The organism is Streptococcus sp. A69 (genome assembly GCF_058556195.1).
Genome location: NZ_JBZUJU010000003.1, coordinates 16,346 through 36,135, shown reverse-complemented (window position 1 = coordinate 36,135; position 19,790 = coordinate 16,346). Strand labels below are relative to the sequence as shown.

The following is a 19,790-nucleotide window of genomic DNA, read 5'->3' as shown; positions in this document are numbered from 1 at the left end:
ATATGAAACAGTGGAAAGAAAAAATCATCCGTTATGCCGTTCGTAATCGCAAATCTCCAGAAGAAAACCGCCGAAGAGTAGGGAAAAGCCTGAGTTTATTGGCTGTCATACTCTTCGCTGTCTTTTTGGTCAACTTTGCGGTCATTATCGGAACGGGTAAAAAATTTGGTAAGGACTTGGTTCAAGAAGCAAACAAGGTCCATCAAACAACCAAGACGATTCCTGCAAAACGGGGAACCATCTACGATCGTAATGGAACGCCTATTGCTGAGGATGCGACTTCTTATAATATCTATGCCGTTATTGACAAGACCTACAAGTCAGCAACAGGCAAAATTCTCTATGTAGAGGATTCTCAATTTAATAAGGTAGCTGAAATTTTCCATAAGTATCTGGATATGGAAGAGTCCTATGTCAAAGAACAGCTTTCTCAACCAGATCTGAAACAGGTATCTTTTGGTACCAAGGGAAATGGGATCACCTATGCCAATATGATGGCTATTAAAAATGACCTCAAAACTGCTGGTGTTGAGGGAGTTGACTTTACAACTAGCCCTAACCGCAGTTATCCCAATGGACAGTTTGCTTCTTCCTTTATCGGTTTAGCGCAACTCCATGAAAATGAGGATGGCACCAAACGTTTGATTGGGACATCTGGATTGGAGAGTTCTTTAAATAACATTCTCGCAGGTACAGATGGGATCATTACCTATGAGAAGGATCGTCTGGGAAATATTGTTCCGGGTACAGATCAAGCTTCTCAACAAACGGTAGATGGAAAGGATGTCTACACAACCCTTTCTAGTCCCTTACAATCCTTTATGGAAACCCAGATGGATGTCTTTCAGGAAAAGGTAAAAGGCAAGTATATGACGGCTACCTTGGTCAGCGCTAAGACAGGGGAAATCCTGGCTACAACTCAACGGCCAACCTTCAATGCCGATACCAAGGATGGCATCACAAAAGACTTTGTCTGGCGTGATATCCTCTATCAAAGTAACTATGAGCCAGGATCGACCATGAAGGTGATGATGTTGGCCTCAGCCATTGATAACAATACCTTCCCTGGTGGCGAATACTTTAACAGTAGTGAATTGAAACTAGCAGATGTGACCATTCGAGACTGGGACGTCAATGCAGGGTTGACTAGTGGTGGCACCATGACCTTCTCCCAAGGTTTTGCCCACTCAACTAATATCGGAATGACCTTGCTTGAGCAAAAGATGGGAGATGCAACTTGGCTGGACTACCTCAACCGTTTTAAGTTTGGGGTACCGACCCGTTTTGGTTTGACAGACGAGTACACAGGTCAATTACCTGCTGATAACATTGTCGATATCGCCATGAGTGCATTTGGACAAGGGATCTCTGTCACCCAGACTCAGATGCTTCGTGCCTTTACAGCCATCGCCAATGATGGAGTTATGTTGGAGCCGAAATTTATCAGCGCCCTCTATGACCCAAATGACCAGTCTGTTCGTAAGTCTCAAAAGGAAATCGTCGGAAATCCTGTATCAAAAGCGGCAGCGTCCTCTACTCGGGATCACATGGTCATGGTCGGAACAGATCCTGTCTACGGTATCATGTACAACCACAGTACAGGAAAGCCTAATGTCAATGTTACGGGTCAGAATGTTGCCCTCAAATCAGGGACTGCTCAGATTGCCGATGAGAAGAATGGGGGCTACCTAACAGGTGAAACCAACTATATCTTCTCCGTTGTGTCGATGCATCCTGCAGAAAATCCTGACTTTATCCTCTATGTGACGGTGCAACAGCCAGAGCATTATTCAGGCGTTCAGCTAGGAGAGTTTGCCAACCCAATCCTTGAGCGAGCTTCTGCTATGAAAGAATCCCTCAATCTTCAGTCAACTGCCAAGAGCTTAGATCAGGTCAGCAAGACGACAAGCTATGCCATGCCAGCTACCAAGGACTTTACTCCGGGAGACCTAGCAGAGGAATTGCGTCGTAACCTTGTCCAACCAATCGTTATCGGAACAGGAACCAAGATCAAGGAACTCTCGGTTTCTGAAGGAGATAATTTGGAAGCCAATCAGCAAATCTTGATCCTGTCAGATAAGGTCGAAGAAATGCCTGATATGTATGGCTGGACAGATGAAAATGTGCAAACATTTGCCAAATGGCTGAATATAGAAGTCGAGTGGGAAGGTAGTGGCAAAACGGTCAAGAAACAAAGTGTCCGTGCCAATACAGCCCTTAAAGACATTAAAAAAATGAAAATAACTTTAGGAGATTAAGATGATTAGTTCCATTAGTGCTGGAGTTCTAGCCTTTCTATTGACCTTGATAGGTATTCCAGCCTTTATCCGATTTTATCGAAAAGCACAGATTACAGGTCAGCAGATGCACGAGGATGTCAAGCAACACCAAGCTAAAGCTGGAACTCCAACCATGGGAGGTCTTGTCTTCCTGATCGTTGCAGTTGTTGTGAGCTTCCTTGTCGCTCTCTTTACCCAACAATTGACCAACAATGTCGGCATGATTTTGTTTATCTTGGTTTTGTATGGTTTGGTAGGTTTTTTGGATGATTTCCTCAAGGTATTTCGTAAGATCAACGAAGGCTTGAATCCTAAGCAAAAGCTTGCTCTCCAACTCCTTGGAGGAGTGATTTTCTACCTCTTTTATGAGCGTGGTGGCGACATGCTTTCAGTCTTTGGCTACCAAGTACATCTGGGTATTTTCTATATCTTCTTTGCCCTTTTCTGGCTAGTTGGCTTTTCAAATGCGGTGAATCTGACGGACGGGATCGACGGCTTAGCAAGTATTTCCGTAGTGATTAGCTTATTGGCCTACGGTGTGATTGCTTATGTACAAAATCAACTGGATATCCTTCTTGTGATTCTTGCCATGATTGGTGGTTTGTTAGGTTTCTTCGTCTTTAATCACAAGCCTGCCAAGGTTTTCATGGGAGATGTAGGAAGTTTGGCTTTAGGTGGGATGCTGGCAGCAATCTCTATGGCCCTCCACCAAGAATGGACCCTTTTGTTGATTGGGATTATCTATGTCTTTGAGACAAGCTCTGTTATGATGCAGGTTACCTACTTCAAACTTAGTGGTGGGAAGCGTATTTTCCGTATGACGCCTGTCCACCACCATTTTGAACTTGGAGGATTCTCAGGCAAGGGCAATCCTTGGAGTGAGTGGAAGGTTGACTTCTTCTTTTGGGGAGTTGGGCTCCTAGCAAGTCTCTTGACCCTAGCCTTTTTGTACCTACTGTAAAACTAAGTTTTGATGATAAAATAAAACAGGATGAAGGTGATCTTCATCCTGTTTTTGTGATGTTAAAAGTTAGTTGGATTCATCCTTTCTTCCATTTAACATAAAAGTGGCTGTGAGGGCTAGGCTAAGGCCTGCTAAGAAGAGGAGTGGGTTGGACGCTTCTCCTGTCGCTGGAAGTTCTTCTTTAGGAGAATGATTTCCAGTTTTAGCAAGGCTCGGACTAGCTGGAAATTGTTCAGCCTCGTGTGCTGAGGTTTCTGCATCTGAAGCACTTGGTCTTTCCTCTGTGTTAGAGCTTGTTCCAGTAGCTTGATAGACGACAGCATAGGTACTGAAATGATTAGTGATGAATTCTACCTTTCCGTCTCGAACGGTGAAATCAAGGGCTTGCAACTCCTTGGTCGGAGTAATATAGTAGACCTTTTCTACGTTAGCTGAAATAGGCAAGCGAACTAAGACAGAGCTTTTTGGCTGCAAGCTATGATCGGTTGGATTTTTAAGCTGTAGGTCGTAAGCATCATAGGTCTTGCCAAAGAGTTCCTGAGCTAGGACATGTCGGCTAGAAACGTGAGAAATTCCCTCTAAGTTGCTGGCTCCACCAATGATTTCTACTCCAGTTTCCTTATCTTTCAAGACTTGAACTGGATAGTCAGGAAGGCTAAGGGTTGGAGCAGCCTGATCTCCGCTAGTTCCGATAGGTTTATTGTATTCAGGTTTTTCAACAGTAGGAGCTTCCTCTTGACCAGCCGTTCCGATAGGGATGGTGTATTCAGGTTTTTCAACAGTAGGAGCTTCTTGTTCTCCCACAGTTCCGATAGGTTCGGTGTATTCCGGAATGTCAACAGTAGGAGCTTCTTGTTCTCCGACAGTTTCGATAGGGTTGGTGTATTCCGGAATTTCAACAGTAGGTGGCTCTTCTTGTCCTGCAGTCCCGATAGGCTCGGTGTATTCCGGAATTTCAAGAGTAGGAGCTGGTTCGTCTCCCTTACTTGTAGTTGGCTGGCTCTCGTCAACCTTCTTCTCATCTTTTTTAGTAAAGACAGCTACGACAGGGCTACTTGTGGTAGTTTCTTGAATGGCATAAGCTTCAATCGCTTTTCCAGTTTGTCGATCAGTAGCTTCAGGGATTGGGATTTGAACTTGATTGTCTTGGATTGATAGCACGGTCTGATCCCCACTTGTAACCAGATGCGTTTGGTCCACTTTGCGTAATACCAGAGGATCTTTGAGACCAGGGAAGGTTACAGCGATGGCTTCCCAGTCTCCAGATGGTAGGGTTAAGGAAATTTCTTTGTCATTTTCCTTGAGAGGAGCGATACTTGGGCTATCTAGACCAACAGCAGGTGCTTTGATGATATCAAAGGAGTCTAGAGAGATTTTCTTGCGACCTTCTGGCGAATCTGGGTCAACTTGTAATGTCAAGGTGTGCGGACCGTCAGTAAGGTTTGTAAATTCGCCAATAAAAGCTCTCTTTTCAGTTGCACCTGAAGTGTAGAAGTCTAGACTTGGCATTTCTTTGCCATCTAGTGTAACACGTGCTCGTCCAAGGGCAAGGCTCTTCAAACCATAGATACGAATGCCTGTTCCTGTGAAGGTAATGGTTGCCTGAGCTTCTGAAGCTACGCTAGAGTCGCTGTTGTTGATGTCAGCGTATTTTTCCGTACCTCCGTAGAGTTCAGGGTCAGACCAGTCCTTAAACTGGGGACCATACTGGATGCGCGAATCACGGTCATCCATTTTTTCAATCGTACTTCCTTTTCCAGATAGGATCTTGAAGTAGTCTAAGGAAATTTTCGAGCGTTCACTTCCACGTCCTTTATGCTCACGTTTAACACGAAGAGTCAATGTATGTGGTCCGTCTGATAATCCTGTGAAGCGACCGATGAGGCTACCTTTTTCAGTTGCCCCAGCAGTGTGGAAATCAAGCTCGCCGATCTCTTTTCCATCAATTTTAGCAGTGGCAAGACCTAGTTCAGATGATTTTAGTCCATAGATTTCGATGCCAACACCAGTGAAAGGAATAGTTGCAGTGATATCTTCGTCTGTGTAGTCACCTTTTGAAAGGTCAGCAAATTTTTCTGTTCCTCCAAATAATTCTGAATCTGCCCAGTTTCCAAAGGCGGCTCCGTACTGGATACGGTTATCTCGGTCGTCCATCAACTCGCTGTAGGTTTCGACAGTGGCCTGTTCAGATACTTGTGTGGAAACTTCGCCCAGCATCGCCTTGACAGTATAGGTGTAGGCATGTTGAGGGTCTAGTGATCGGTCAATAAAGTGGGTTTGATTGGTTACAAATTCTCTAGTTGCAGAGGCTTGGCCAGACGCGTCTTTCACTTGTCTTTGGATGACATAGTGGGTAGCGCCTTCTACTTGGTTAAATGTAAGTTCAGCAGTGACTCCATTTTGTCGAACGGCTGTCAGACTGGTTACACGACCAGGGAAGTGTTCAAAGGTAATGACGTCACCTTTTTGTGTTGCCAGTTGGATGCGATTGTTTTTGAGAATCGTTGCTTTGACTGGTTTGCCATTGACCTTGATTTGGCTGGCTTCGATATTTGGATAGTCTACAACCAAGTCTCCACCGACATTTGAAAGGAAGGACAAGCTTTGCAGGTTTTTATCTTTCCACTTCATGCTAACTTCAAAGTTACCACGGGCAACCAAACCAGAAACCTGACCGTCTTTCCAAGCATCAGGAAGGGCTGGCAATGGCGCAATATAGCCTGTATGAGATTGGAGGAGCATTTCTGCCATCCCACTGGTTGCTCCAAAGTTTCCGTCTATTTGGAAAGGCGCGTGGGTATCCCAAAGGTTTTCTAGGGTTGAATACTTGAGCTGTTCAGCGAGCAAGCGATGGGCACGGTTACCGTCCAGCAAACGAGCCCAGAGGTTGATTTTATTGGCCTTAGACCAACCAGTACCACCATCTCCACGGTGGTTCAAGGTAGCACGCGCAGCTTCTAGGTATTCAGCCTGGTCCTTGCTAAAGAGCGTACCTGGGAAGAGACCAACTAGATGGGAAACGTGACGGTGGTGATTTTCAATCCCTTCATTGGTGAATTGCGGACTGTCCTCCTCGTACCATTCCTTTATGCGTCCCTCTTTATTGATGTGAAGTGGTTTTAGTTTGTCAAATTTAGCCTTGACCTCTGTGACTAAGTCTTGGTCGACTTTCAGATGGTTGGCGACCTCCATGTAGTCGTGGAAGAGCTGCCAGACTAGCGACTGGTCAAAGGTATTTCCAATCGTGATGGTCCCGTGTTCTGGTGAGTAGGATGGAGAAGATACCCAACGGTCGCTGGCCTTGTCATAGTGCAAGAAGGAGTTCCAGAACTTAGCGGTTTCCTTGAGCATTGGATAAATCTTCTCTTTGAGATAAGTCTCATCCTTGGTGAATTTATAGTAGTCATAGACGTTCTGCATCATCCAGGCATTAGCTGCTGGCGACCAACCCCAGTAATAATTCCAACCCGGAGTAGTCCAGCCAAATGGTGTTGCTTGAGTGTGGACCAGCCAACCATTTTCTTGCCCGTCTTTGGATTCGATACCAGCGTATTCTTTGGCAGCGATACGACCATAATAGCGCATGTCGTCAATATAATTGATCATTGGCTTGGCAGTTTCAGCAAGGTTGCTCATGTAGGCTGGCCAATAGTTCATTTGCAAATTGACATTGAGGTGGTAGTCAGCGTTCCAAGGTGGATTGTCTACAGCATTCCAGACTCCCTGTAGGTTGGCAGGAAGGGCATCCGTCTTATCACGAGACGAACTAATCAATAGATAACGACCATATTGGAAGAAGAGTTCTTCCAGCTTTTGCCCTTTGCTAGGGTTATAGCTTTGAAGGGCCTCTTTTGTCGTTTGAGCAGTCTTGCTTCCACCTAGATTTAGTTTAACACGATTAAAGAGACTTTGATAATCCTTGATATGGTCCTTTTTAAGTGTCTCGTAGTCTTTGGCCTTAGCGGCTTCTACAATCCCTTTAACCGTTTTTTCGAGGTCAATGTCTTTTCGATAGTTGGTTTTTGGATTCTGAGCAAAGTTTGTCTTGGCGCTGAGATAGAGGGTTGCATAGCTTGCACCTGTAACGGTTAGAGTCTCATTTTGAACAGTCACCTTTCCGTCTGTTTTAATTCCTAGATAGGATGCAAATTTGAGGCCGTTATCTTTGACAGTTCCTTTTAGAAGGATTCCATGTTCATCTGTAGTAACATGTCCGTTCTTATAGTTGGAATATTCCCAAGAGTAATCACCATTAGCAAGCAAATCCTCAGTCAAGCTGTTCCAAAGAGTAAAGTCAAGCGTCTTGTTTCCTTTTTTAGTCAAGTGGGTCACGGTGACATCATCAGGATAGCTGGAGAAGGTTTCACGTTTGAAGGTCGTCCCATCTTGAGTGTAAGAAGTAGTCGTAGTGGCTTCCGTGATATCCAAACCACGGTGATAATCTGTTACGGTATCCAGGCCTTTCTTCTGATTGTTAAAGACCATGAAGATATCACCAAAGGCTAGGTAACGTCCATACTGGGCATTATTTGGCCCAACTAAATTTTGTTCAGCCAGTTGTTTGGCTTTTTGGCGGTCACCATCTTCGAGAGCCTTACGAATTTCTGCCAAGACCTTGTAGCGATCCTTGTAGTTCCCACCATTATAGTCGGTGCTATCAGGCTGGGGACCTCCTGACAAGAGGGTCTTTTCGTTATACTGGATTCTTTCTTCACCGATTAGACCAAAGACCTTAGCTCCCATCTCACCATTCCCAACTGGAAGGGTTTGTTTTTCCCATCCATCATAAGAGGGAGCTGTTGGTTGATCGTAGTTGAGTTGGTAGTTTTCTTGCTTTGTCACGGGTAGCTCGGTATTTTCATTCTCCTTGTTTTCGTTTGATTCAACAATAGCCTCAGCACTAGTTTGGCTATTTGTAGCTTGTGGAGTCTCAGCAGGTTTACTTTCAGCAGGATTGCTTTCGACATCTGACTTCTCAACTAGAGCTGGTTTAGTGGTCTCAGTCGGTTCAATCTGCTCTGATCCACTATCAGGTTTAATAGTAGTCTCGACAATACTTGGGGCATTTTGTTGTACTTCAATACCATCAGCTGAGACTGTATGACTAGATAGAAAAACAGCCCCCAGCAAAACAGAAGCAGTCCCAACCGTTAGTTTGCAGATGCTATAGCGACAGGATTTCTCCCAAAATATTTTCTCCCTAGAAATTTCTATTTGTTTTGGAACCGTTTATATTTTGTAAAACAAAGCCCTATATTTTTTCTATTTAAATCCCATTCTACTGATTACCTATTATTTGTCAAGAGGTTTCTAGTGAAAAACATATTTGAGATTGCTTTTTCTTAAAATAGTAGAATAAGCAGGATAGAGTCACTCTTTTCCAATGATCAACTAGAAGATCATTTATTACCAAAAAACGGTTGAGAGTATCCCCAACTGTAAGTGTTTATTTCGGATGCCTTTTGGCAAAGTCAACAAAGTGAAATTTTTCTAATTTATGGCGACTTTCGGTGAACTGAAACTGGCGCCCGTCTTGGAGATAGACTTTTGACTTGATTGAAACGACATAAGGGTCTTTACCTATGTCCATGAGAATCTTGTCCCTATCGTTACTATGATCGATAGTGATTTCCTTTTGAGCATAATCAATAAGAAGTTTGAGGTCATCCTCTATATAAGAATAGATAGAATGCTCAGCAATTTGGCGAGTGACATTTGGGATTAGTTCCATATCCAGATAGTCCGTATCCAGAACCGATACTAGGTCATCCACCACACGCTGGCGGACCACCTTCCACACCATCCTAAACTCTGGAAAGCCGGTTATCAGTGAGGACTTTTTATCGATAATGATCTTGTCCAGACTGACGACATTAGTCTTAGAGCGAAGTCCAAGTTCCTGGACCAGTTCTTGGTAGCTGGTTAGGTTGGAGACAGGGAAATTGACCGTTTCTTCTTTGACGACTTGAGAACCTTGCCCTTTTATCTTTTTGATCAATCCTTCCTCTTGGAGTAAGGAAAGAGCCCTTCGGACAGTATCACGACTCACTTGATATTGGTTCATGAGGTCGTGCTCACTAGGAAGGAACTCTCCGATAGCGTAAGTCTCATTTTGAATGTTTTCTTGTATTTGCTTAAATAATTGTTGGTATTTCTTCATCTTGCTTCCTTATACTCTTCGAAAATCAAATTCAAACCACGTCAGCGTCGCCTTACCGTACTCAAGTACAGCTTGCGGCTAGCTTCCTAGTTTGTTCTTTGGTTTTCATTGAGTATTAAATGGGTTTTGAGTCTTATTCTATACATACTTGTATCTATTTTACCATACAAGTGTACGAAATTTTACAAAAAAATCCTCTATTTATACCAAACAAGTTGCATACAAGTTTGGTATCGTTTACAATAGAACTATCAAGTCAAGCATGCTTTGACAAGTATAAGGAGAATCAAATGGGAAAATTTGAACAAGAAGCCAAAGATCTGCTTCAAGCAATCGGAGGTAAGGAGAATGTCACTGCCGTAACCCACTGTGCGACACGGTTGCGGTTTGTTCTAGGAGATGATAAGAAGGCTAATGTTAAAGCTATCGAGTCAATTCCAGCTGTTAAAGGAACCTTTACAAATGCAGGTCAATTTCAGGTAATCATTGGAAATGACGTGCCAATATTCTATAATGACTTTACGGCTGTTTCAGGCATTGAGGGTGTTTCTAAAGAAGCAGCCAAGTCGGCAGCTAAGAGCAATCAAAATATTGTCCAACGTGTCATGACCACTCTAGCGGAGATTTTTACTCCGATTATTCCAGCCTTGATTGTCGGAGGACTGATCCTCGGATTCCGTAATGTCTTGGAAGGTGTCCATTGGTCGATGTTGGATGGCAAGACCATCACAGAATCCTCTCAGTTTTGGGCAGGGGTTAATCACTTCCTCTGGTTGCCGGGTGAAGCTATCTTCCAGTTCCTACCTGTAGGGATTACTTGGTCTGTTTCTCGTAAGATGGGAACCAGCCAAATCTTGGGAATTGTGCTCGGGATCTGTTTGGTATCGCCTCAGTTGCTCAATGCCTATGCGGTTGCTTCTACTTCAACAGAAGAGATTGCAGCAAACTGGGTTTGGAATTTTGGATACTTCACTGTTAATCGTATCGGTTACCAAGCCCAAGTTATCCCAGCCTTGCTTGCAGGTTTGAGTCTATCTTATCTAGAAATCTTCTGGCGCAAGCATATCCCAGAAGTGATTTCCATGATTTTTGTACCTTTCTTGTCTTTAATTCCAGCTTTGATTTTGGCTCATACTGTCTTGGGGCCAATCGGTTGGACAATTGGTCAAGGACTTTCATCAGTTGTCTTGGCAGGATTAACTGGTCCTGTTAAATGGCTCTTTGGCGCGATATTTGGTGCCCTCTACGCTCCATTTGTCATCACTGGTTTGCACCATATGACCAATGCCATCGACACACAATTGATTGCGGATGCCGGCGGAACTGCCCTCTGGCCAATGATTGCTCTTTCCAATATTGCCCAAGGTTCTGCCGTATTTGCCTATTATTTCATGCACCGTCATGATGAGCGTGAGGCTCAAATTTCACTTCCTGCAACCATTTCAGCATATCTCGGTGTTACAGAACCAGCCCTCTTTGGGGTCAATGTCAAATACATCTATCCATTTGTAGCTGGGATGATTGGTTCTGCTCTTGCAGGTATGCTTTCTGTGACATTTAACGTGACTGCTGCTTCTATCGGTATCGGTGGATTGCCAGGTATTCTTTCTATTCAACCACAATACATGCTTCCATTTGCAGGAACTATGTTAGTCGCTATTGTTGTACCAATGCTCATGACTTTCTTCTTCCGTAAGGCAGGTTTCTTTACAAAAACAGAGGACGATACAGCCTTGCAAGCAGAATTCGTTGCCCAAGAAGAAGCAGAATTTGTCAGTCATGAACCAGTAGAACTTACTCCAGTAGAAATTGTTAGCCCACTGACTGGTCAAGTAAAAGAACTAAGTCAAGCAACTGATCCAGTCTTTGCTTCAGGTGTCATGGGACAAGGTCTAGTCATTGAACCAAGCCAAGGTGAGTTGACTTCTCCAGTCAATGGGACAGTGACGGTTCTTTTCCCTACCAAGCATGCCATCGGTATTGTCTCTGATGAGGGAGTGGAATTACTCATCCACATCGGTATGGATACAGTAGGTCTTGATGGCAAAGGATTTGAAAGTCATGTAGCCCAAGGAGCCCACGTCACAGTTGGTCAGAGACTAATTAGCTTTGATATAGATGCTATCAAGGCTGCGGGTCTCGTAACAGAAACTCCTGTTATCATCACCAACCAAGATGCTTATACAGCGACTATTACTGGAACTTATCCGACGATAATTCAAGCTGGTCAACCGCTCATGCTTGCAACACGGATCTAATTAAAATAGCACAAATAGGGAAGGAACACAGGTTCCTCCCTTTTATCGGAAAAGGAGAAATAGATGACACTTGATAAACGAAAAGTAGTCTATCAAATCTATCCAAAATCATACAAAGACACTACTGAAAATGGCATTGGAGATTTCCGTGGGATTATCGAAAAAATCCCCTATCTAGCCAAGCTAGGTGTGGATATGGTCTGGCTCAATCCATTCTACCCAAGTCCTCAACGGGATAATGGTTATGATATTTCAGATTATATGGCTGTGAATCCCCTTTTTGGTGATATGGCTGATTTTGAAGAGATGGTGCGTGTTGGTAAAGAGTACAAGATTGACTTTATGTTAGATATGGTGCTCAATCATTGTTCGACCGAGCATGAATGGTTTCAGAAAGCCCTGGCTGGTGACAAGTACTACCAAGACTTTTTCTTCATCCAAGATCAACCGACAGACTGGCAGTCTAAGTTTGGTGGCTCTGCCTGGGCGCCTTTCGGGGATACAGGGAAATACTATCTCCACCTTTTTGATGAAACCCAGGCTGACCTTAATTGGCGCAATCCCAATGTCCGCAAAGAGCTTTTCAAGGTCGTTAATTTCTGGCGTGACAAGGGGGTCAAAGGTTTCCGATTTGATGTGATTAATTTGATTGGTAAGGATGAGGTCTTAGTGGATTGCCCTGACAATGAAGGAAAGCCAGCTTACACAGACAAGCCTATTGTTCATGACTATTTGCGCATGATGAACCAAGCCACTTTTGGAACAGACGATAGCTTTATGACAGTTGGGGAAATGTCCTCAACCACCATGGAGAACTGTGTCTTCTATTCGTCACCTGACCGTCAGGAATTATCCATGACCTTTAATTTCCATCATCTCAAGGTAGATTACAAGGACGGGCAAAAGTGGACCCGAGCTCCCTTTGATTTTGAAGAGTTGAAAAGTCTTTATCATAGCTGGGGTAAAGAGATGAGTGACAAAAACGGATGGAGCGCCCTTTTCTGGAACAATCACGACCAACCTCGTGCTTTGAACCGTTTTATTGATATTCAACATTTCCGAAACGAAGGGGCGACTATGTTGGCGGCAAGCATTCACTTGTCACGTGGAACGCCTTATATCTACATGGGTGAGGAAATTGGGATGATTGACCCAGACTATGATTCCATGGCTGACTATGTGGATGTCGAGTCCATCAATGCTTATCAGATGCTCTTAAAAGAAGGGAAAAGTGAACAAGAAGCTTTCCAGATTATCCAGGCCAAGTCACGAGATAATTCACGCATTCCCATGCAGTGGGATGCTTCAGAAAATGCTGGTTTCTCAAAAAGAACTCCTTGGCTGAAGGCAGGAAAATCCTACCCTCATATCAACGTAGAAAATGAAATCCAAGGCCCAATTTTCATCTTCTACCAAGACTTGATTCGACTTCGTAAGGAAATGCCGATCATTTCAGAAGGAAGCTACAAACCAGCCTTTGAAGATAGTAAGCAAGTCTATGCCTTTGAACGTCAGTATGAGGATGAAAAGTTACTGGTCCTCAATAACTTTTATGCCACAGAAGTAGAAATTGAGCTATCAGCAGCCTACCAAAATGGACAGATTCTGATTTCAAACTATGAAGATGTCGAAGTGTCTGAAAAAATTCTGCTCAAACCTTATCAAACACTGGCTATTTATGTAAAATAGTACTCTTCACTCTTCGAAAATCTCTTCAAACCGCGTCAGCTCTATCAGCAACCTCAAAACAGTGTTTTGAGCAACTTGCGGCTAGCTTCCTAGTTTGCTCTTTGATTTTTATTGAGCATAAACGCAGCAAGGAGCTCTCTTTCATCGAAATGAGGAGCTCCTTTTTTGTCGCCTATTGCCCTTTTTGAAAGCGTAAAACAAACTAGTCAGGAAAGTCACTTTATGGTATAATATAGAAGACTCAAAAAGAAACAGGAGAAAAAGAATGGACTTACTTTTAGCAATTATCTTGATTGTGCTAGCTTTTCTAGGAGGAGCTCTTGGAGGGATGTACTTGGTTCGTAAGCAAATCGAAAAAGAATTTGCAGACAACCCACGTTTGAACGCTGAGGCAGTTCGTGCTCTCTTGAGTGCAAATGGTCAAAAACCAAGCGAAGCCAAGGTACAACAAGTTTACCACCAAATTATCCGCCAACAAAAAGCAGCCCTTGCTAACAATAAAAAGAAATAAATAGGAAAAGTCTGGGATGAAAGTTCCAGACTTCTCACTATGTTCAATAGTTCTCAAGGATAAGACTTTTTCCTTGCATTCTATTGATATTTGATTATGATTAAGAGAGGCAGTTGCCATTCTATCAAGCTGTCTATCCGTTCATTTAGAACAAGTAATCATGATGAACTATCAATCAGAAAAGAGACTAGAAAGAAGACTATATGGATAATCGACCAATTGGTTTTTTGGATTCGGGTGTCGGGGGCTTGACCGTTGTTCGTGAGCTCATGCGCCAGCTTCCCCATGAAGAAATCGTCTATATTGGAGATTCGGCACGGGCGCCCTATGGTCCCCGTCCTGCTGAGCAAATCCGTGAATATACTTGGCAGTTGGTCAACTTTCTTTTGACCAAGGATGTTAAGATGATTGTCATTGCTTGTAATACTGCGACTGCGGTCGTCTGGGAAGAGATCAAGGCCCAACTAGACATTCCTGTCCTAGGTGTGATTTTGCCAGGAGCTTCGGCAGCCATCAAGTCCAGTCAAGGTGGGAAAATTGGGGTGATTGGAACTCCCATGACGGTCCAATCAGACATCTACCGTCAGAAAATCCATGATCTGGATCCAGACTTACAAGTGGAGAGTTTGGCCTGTCCTAAGTTTGCTCCCTTGGTGGAGTCAGGTGCCCTGTCAACCAGTGTCACCAAGAAAGTAGTCTATGAAACCCTGCGTCCCTTGGTTGGAAAGGTGGATAGCCTGATTCTGGGTTGTACCCATTACCCACTCCTTCGCCCTATCATCCAAAATGTCATGGGACCTAAGGTTCAGCTCATCGATAGTGGGGCAGAGTGTGTACGGGATATCTCGGTTTTGCTTAACTATTTTGAAATCAATCGTAGCCGAGATGCTGGACCACTTGATCACCGTTTTTACACAACAGCCAATAGCCAAAGTTTTGCCCAAATTGGGGAAGAATGGCTGGAAAAAGAGATTCATGTGGAGCATGTAACTTTATGACAAACAAAATTTATGAATACAAGGATGACCAGGACTGGTATGTCGGTGTCTGGGATGTCTATGGAGGCATCTACAGTCTCATCAAAGATCCTCTTGAGCTTGATTTTATGGATTTAGCGCGGATTTTTCGTGATGAGGAAAATGGCTTTCCAATTACGATAACGGTGATGCGCTGGTCTTCCAACTACCGTCTGCTCTCCTTTATCGTTGAGATTTTAAATGCGGAAGCAGGACGTAACTTGGAAGTCATCCAACGTCAGGGAGCCTTACTTTTAATTGAAAATGGACAGCTTTTGCATGTCGAACTGCCTAAAGAAGGGGTCGATGTTCAAGACTTCTTTGAAACTAGTAAGGTTAGAGAAACCTTGTTGATTGCGACTCGTAACGAGGGCAAGACCAAGGAGTTCCGAGCTATCTTTGACAAGTTAGGCTACGATGTGGAAAATCTCAATGACTATCCAGATCTTCCTGAAGTAGCTGAAACAGGCATGACATTTGAAGAAAATGCCCGCCTGAAGGCAGAAACCATTTCCCAACTAACTGGCAAGATGGTTCTAGCAGATGACTCAGGCCTCAAAGTCGATGTCCTTGGTGGTTTGCCAGGTGTCTGGTCAGCCCGTTTTGCAGGAGTGGGAGCGACTGACCGTGAAAATAATGCCAAACTCTTGCACGAATTGGCCATGGTCTTTGATCTCAAGGACCGTTCGGCTCAGTTCCATACGACCCTAGTTGTAGCCAGTCCAGGTAAGGAAAGTTTGGTGGTTGAAGCTGACTGGCCGGGCTACATTAACTTTGAACCCAAGGGGGAAAATGGCTTTGGCTATGACCCGCTCTTCCTTGTAGGAGAAACTGGGAAAACAGCAGCAGAGCTAACCCTTGAAGAAAAAAATAGCCAATCTCACCGCGCCTTAGCCGTTAAGAAACTTTTGGAGGTATTTCCATCATGGCAAAGCAAACCATCATTGTAATGAGTGATTCCCATGGCGATAGCTTGATTGTGGAAGAAATCCGTGACCGCTATCTGGGTAAAGTTGATGCCATTTTTCACGATGGTGACTCAGAACTCCGTCCAGACTCTCCGCTCTGGGAGGATATCCATGTCGTCAAAGGAAATATGGACTTTTATGCTGGCTACCCAGAACGTTTGGTGACTCAACTTGGTCCAACCAAGATCATCCAGACCCATGGACACTTGTTTGACATCAATTTCAACTTTCAAAAATTGGATTTCTGGGCTCAGGAAGAAGATGCCGATATCTGTCTCTATGGTCATTTGCATGTGCCAAGTGCTTGGATGGAAGGAAAGACACTCTTTCTCAATCCAGGCTCCATCAGCCAGCCACGAGGAACCATCAGAGAATGCCTCTATGCTCGTGTGGAGATTGATGGCAGCTATTTCAAAGTAGACTTTTTGACACGTGATCATGAGATTTATCCAGGCTTATCCAAGGAGTTTGCTCGATGATTGCCAAGGAATTTGAAGCATTTTTACTGGAGCAGGAAGAAACTTTTCTTACCCCTGCCGAGAATCTAGCAGCTTTGATTGATACCCATAACGCTGACCATGCGATCTTGGTGTTGAGTCAAATCACCTATACCCGTATTCCTGTTGTGACCTTTGATAAACGCTTTGTCGGGACCATTGGTCTGAGAGATATTTTGGCATATCAAATGGAGCAAGGTTTGACAGATGAACAGATGGCGACGACAGACATCGTCAATATGACCAAGACGGACGTAGCAGTCGTCGCTCCAGACTATAATATCACTGAAGTCCTCCATAAACTGGTAGATGAACCTTTCTTGCCGGTCGTAGATGATGAAGGAATTTTCCAAGGAATCATCACGCGCAAGTCCATCCTCAAGGCAGTTAATGCCCTTTTGCATGACTTTAGTAAGGAATATGAGATTCGATGCAAATGAGAGATAGGATTTCAGACTTTTTAGAAGAAAAGCAGGGCTTGTCTGCCAATTCAAAGCAGTCCTATAGGTATGATCTGGAGCAATTTTTAGATATTGTAGGGGAGCGGATTTCTGAGACAAGTCTCAAGATGTACCAAGCCCAGCTAGCCAATCTAAAAATGAGCGCCCAGAAACGGAAACTTTCGGCCTGTAACCAATTCCTCTTCTTTCTCTATCAAACAGGAGAGGTGGGCAGTTTTTACCGCTTGGAATTAGCCAAACAAGCTGAAAAGAAGACCGAAAAGCCAGAATTGCTAGATCTAGAGTCTTTTTGGCAGGAAAGTGATTATCCAGAAGGACGCTTGCTGGCACTTCTTATCTTGGGAATGGGGCTCTTGCCGAGTGAGATTTTAGCTCTCAAGGTTGCAGATATCAATCTGGATTTTCAGGTGTTGCGAATTAACAAGGCTTCCCAACAGAGGATTGTCACCATACCCACGACCTTGATTCCGGAGCTAGAACCCTTGATGGGGCAGACCTATCTTTTTGAAAGGGGAGGGAAAGCCTATTCTCGTCAGTGGGCCTTTCGTCAGTTGGAGTCCTTTGTCAAGGAGAAAGGTTTCCCAACCTTATCCGCTCAAGCCTTGCGGGAACAGTTCATTCTAAGACAGATAGAAATGAAAGTCGATTTGTACGAAATTGCAAAAAAACTAGGATTAAAAACAGTCCTGACCTTAGAAAAATATAGATAATGGATATTAAATTAAAAGATTTTGAAGGGCCTCTGGACCTGCTCTTGCACCTAGTCTCAAAGTACCAGATGGATATCTACGATGTGCCCATTACAGAAGTTATCGAACAGTATCTAGCCTATGTCTCAACCTTGCAGGCCATGCGTCTGGAAGTGACGGGCGAGTATATGGTCATGGCTAGTCAGCTGATGCTGATCAAGAGTCGCAAGCTCTTGCCAAAGGTAGCAGAAGTGACAGACTTGGAGGATGATCTGGAGCAGGACCTTCTCTCTCAAATCGAAGAATACCGCAAGTTCAAGCTCTTGGGTGAGCACTTGGAGGCTAAACACCAAGATCGTGCCCAGTACTATTCCAAAGCGCCGACAGAGTTGATTTACGAAGATGCGGAGCTTGTGCATGACAAGACGACCATTGACCTCTTTTTGGCTTTTTCAAATATCCTAGCCAAGAAAAAAGAGGAATTCGCTCAGAATCACACGACCATCTTGCGGGATGAGTATAAGATTGAGGATATGATGGTTATCGTAAAAGAGTCCTTGACTGGACGAGATCAATTGCGTTTGCAGGATTTGTTCAAGGAAGCCCAAAATATCCAAGAGGTCATTACCCTCTTTTTGGCGACCTTAGAGTTAATCAAAACCCAAGAACTGATCCTTGTTCAAGAGGAGAGTTTCGGAGATATCTATCTCATGGAAAAGAAGGAAGAAAGTCAAGAGGCACAAAGCTAGACTTGATAGAGAGGAAAGATGAGTACTTTAGCAGAAATAGAAGCGCTCTTGTTTGTAGCAGGTGAAGATGGGATTCGAGTCCGTCAGTTGGCTGAACTCCTATCGCTTCCCCCGACAGGCATCCAGCAGAGTTTAGAAAAATTAGCTCAAAAGTATGAAAAAGATCAGGATTCGAGCTTGTCCCTGATTGAGACTGGTGGAGCATACAGATTGGTGACCAAGCCTCAGTTTGCAGCGATTTTGAAGGAATACTCCAAAGCTCCCATCAATCAGAGTTTATCTCGGGCGGCCCTTGAGACCTTGTCCATTATTGCCTATAAGCAACCCATCACACGTATAGAAATCGACGCTATTCGTGGGGTTAATTCGAGTGGAGCTTTGGCAAAGTTACAGGCTTTTGAATTGATACGAGAAGACGGGAAAAAAGAGGTGCTTGGACGCCCTAACCTCTATGTAACGACGGATTATTTCCTAGATTACATGGGGATTAACCATTTGGAAGAACTGCCAGTGATTGATGAGCTTGAGATTCAAGCTCAAGAAAGCCAATTATTTGGTGAAAGGATAGAAGAAGATGAGAATCAATAAATATATTGCCCACGCAGGTGTGGCCAGTAGGAGAAAAGCAGAAGAACTGATCAAGCAAGGCTTGGTAACGGTCAACGGCCAAGTGGTGCGTGAACTAGCAACCACTATCAAGGCTGGCGACAAAGTCGAAGTGGAAGGTCAACCAATCTACAACGAAGAAAAGGTCTACTATCTGCTTAATAAACCACGCGGTGTGATTTCCAGTGTGACAGATGACAAGGGCCGCAAGACTGTTGTGGACCTCTTGCCCAATGTCAAAGAGCGCATCTACCCTGTGGGACGTTTGGACTGGGATACATCAGGTGTCTTGATTTTGACCAATGATGGGGACTTTACAGACGAGATGATTCACCCACGTAATGAGATTGACAAGGTCTACGTTGCGCGTGTTAAAGGTGTGGCCAATAAGGATAATCTCCGTCCCTTGACCCGTGGTCTTGAGATTGATGGCAAGAAAACCAAGCCAGCTGTTTACGAAATTCTCAAAGTGGATCCAGTCAAAAATCGCTCAGTAGTGCAGTTGACTATCCATGAGGGGCGTAATCATCAGGTTAAAAAGATGTTTGAAGCCGTCGGTCTTCAAGTGGATAAGTTGTCTCGGACACGTTTTGGACACTTAGACTTGACAGGTCTTCGTCCAGGAGAATCCCGTCGTCTTAATAAAAAAGAAATCAGCCAACTACACACTATGGCTGTAACCAAGAAATAATGAAACGAATCTTAATAGCGCCAGTACGCTTTTACCAACGTTTTATCTCACCGGCCTTTCTACCCTCTTGTCGCTTTGAGCCGACTTGTTCCAACTACATGATTCAGGCTATTGAAAAACATGGCTTCAAGGGTGTTCTGATGGGCCTGGCTCGGATTTTACGTTGCCACCCCTGGTCGCCAATAGGAAAAGATCCTGTCCCAGACCACTTTTCCCTCAAACGTAATCAAGAAAAAAAATAACCCAACATCA

16 protein-coding genes are annotated in these 19,790 nt (G+C 44.0%); 14 read left to right on the top strand and 2 right to left on the bottom strand.

The window, feature by feature from the left end; translation table 11 throughout:
• Nucleotides 1-2: 2 nt before the first annotated feature.
• Entirely contained in the window at nt 3-2,258 is a 2,256-nt protein-coding gene (gene pbp2x / locus AC4ME5_RS07675; protein ID WP_491800450.1) for a penicillin-binding protein PBP2X, read from the top strand.
• Nucleotide 2,259: 1 nt separating this feature from the next.
• The gene (gene mraY / locus AC4ME5_RS07670) at nt 2,260-3,240 is read left to right on the top strand and encodes a phospho-N-acetylmuramoyl-pentapeptide-transferase (protein WP_491800449.1); all 981 of its coding nucleotides are present in this window, start codon (nt 2,260-2,262) and stop codon (nt 3,238-3,240) included.
• 69 nt (nt 3,241-3,309) lie between these two features.
• Here mraY and AC4ME5_RS07665 read toward each other — a convergent pair whose 3' ends face one another.
• Nucleotides 3,310-8,451 (bottom strand): SIALI-17 repeat-containing surface protein, encoded by a 5,142-nt coding sequence (locus AC4ME5_RS07665; protein WP_491800481.1) that lies wholly within the window; start codon nt 8,449-8,451, stop codon nt 3,310-3,312.
• Nucleotides 8,452-8,689: 238 nt separating this feature from the next.
• Nucleotides 8,690-9,403, bottom strand: coding sequence for a trehalose operon repressor (gene treR, locus AC4ME5_RS07660; protein WP_096422778.1), 714 nt, complete (start codon nt 9,401-9,403; stop codon nt 8,690-8,692).
• Between the two features lie 290 nt (nt 9,404-9,693).
• Between treR and treP the strand changes: the two genes are divergently transcribed.
• From treP to yidD, 12 genes are all read left to right on the top strand, one after another.
• A complete protein-coding gene (treP, locus tag AC4ME5_RS07655; protein ID WP_491800448.1) occupies nt 9,694-11,661 on the top strand; it encodes a PTS system trehalose-specific EIIBC component in 1,968 nt (655 codons plus the stop codon).
• A 63-nt stretch (nt 11,662-11,724) separates the two neighbouring features.
• Nucleotides 11,725-13,350: an alpha,alpha-phosphotrehalase gene (gene treC / locus AC4ME5_RS07650; RefSeq protein ID WP_491800447.1), complete on the top strand. Its 1,626-nt coding sequence runs from the start codon at nt 11,725-11,727 to the stop codon at nt 13,348-13,350.
• 265 nt (nt 13,351-13,615) lie between these two features.
• On the top strand, nt 13,616-13,861 hold the full coding sequence (locus tag AC4ME5_RS07645) for a YneF family protein (RefSeq protein ID WP_000364980.1): 246 nt from the start codon (nt 13,616-13,618) through the stop codon (nt 13,859-13,861).
• Nucleotides 13,862-14,064: 203 nt separating this feature from the next.
• On the top strand, nt 14,065-14,859 hold the full coding sequence (gene racE / locus AC4ME5_RS07640; RefSeq protein ID WP_491800446.1) for a glutamate racemase: 795 nt from the start codon (nt 14,065-14,067) through the stop codon (nt 14,857-14,859).
• Nucleotides 14,817-15,827 carry a nucleoside-triphosphate diphosphatase gene (locus AC4ME5_RS07635; protein ID WP_491800445.1) on the top strand — a complete coding sequence of 337 codons (1,011 nt, stop codon included), beginning with the start codon at nt 14,817-14,819 and terminating at the stop codon, nt 15,825-15,827. The genes racE and AC4ME5_RS07635 overlap by 43 nt, the downstream gene beginning before the upstream one ends.
• Complete coding sequence (locus AC4ME5_RS07630; protein ID WP_491800444.1) at nt 15,803-16,324, top strand: metallophosphoesterase; 522 nt, start codon at nt 15,803-15,805, stop codon at nt 16,322-16,324. Before AC4ME5_RS07635 ends, AC4ME5_RS07630 begins: the two co-directional genes overlap by 25 nt.
• On the top strand, nt 16,321-16,782 hold the full coding sequence (gene cbpB, locus AC4ME5_RS07625) for a cyclic-di-AMP-binding protein CbpB (RefSeq protein ID WP_000560696.1): 462 nt from the start codon (nt 16,321-16,323) through the stop codon (nt 16,780-16,782). Before AC4ME5_RS07630 ends, cbpB begins: the two co-directional genes overlap by 4 nt.
• The gene (gene xerD, locus AC4ME5_RS07620; RefSeq protein WP_491800443.1) at nt 16,779-17,513 is read left to right on the top strand and encodes a site-specific tyrosine recombinase XerD; all 735 of its coding nucleotides are present in this window, start codon (nt 16,779-16,781) and stop codon (nt 17,511-17,513) included. The genes cbpB and xerD overlap by 4 nt, the downstream gene beginning before the upstream one ends.
• Nucleotides 17,513-18,241, top strand: coding sequence for a segregation/condensation protein A (locus AC4ME5_RS07615; RefSeq protein ID WP_491800442.1), 729 nt, complete (start codon nt 17,513-17,515; stop codon nt 18,239-18,241). Before xerD ends, AC4ME5_RS07615 begins: the two co-directional genes overlap by 1 nt.
• Before the next feature lie 18 nt (nt 18,242-18,259).
• The gene (scpB, locus tag AC4ME5_RS07610) at nt 18,260-18,829 is read left to right on the top strand and encodes an SMC-Scp complex subunit ScpB (protein ID WP_000105285.1); all 570 of its coding nucleotides are present in this window, start codon (nt 18,260-18,262) and stop codon (nt 18,827-18,829) included.
• Nucleotides 18,816-19,538, top strand: a complete 723-nt coding sequence (locus AC4ME5_RS07605) for a pseudouridine synthase (protein ID WP_001222211.1) — start codon at nt 18,816-18,818, stop codon at nt 19,536-19,538. The genes scpB and AC4ME5_RS07605 overlap by 14 nt, the downstream gene beginning before the upstream one ends.
• Complete coding sequence (gene yidD / locus AC4ME5_RS07600) at nt 19,538-19,780, top strand: membrane protein insertion efficiency factor YidD (protein WP_247941821.1); 243 nt, start codon at nt 19,538-19,540, stop codon at nt 19,778-19,780. The genes AC4ME5_RS07605 and yidD overlap by 1 nt, the downstream gene beginning before the upstream one ends.
• Nucleotides 19,781-19,790 lie beyond the last annotated feature (10 nt).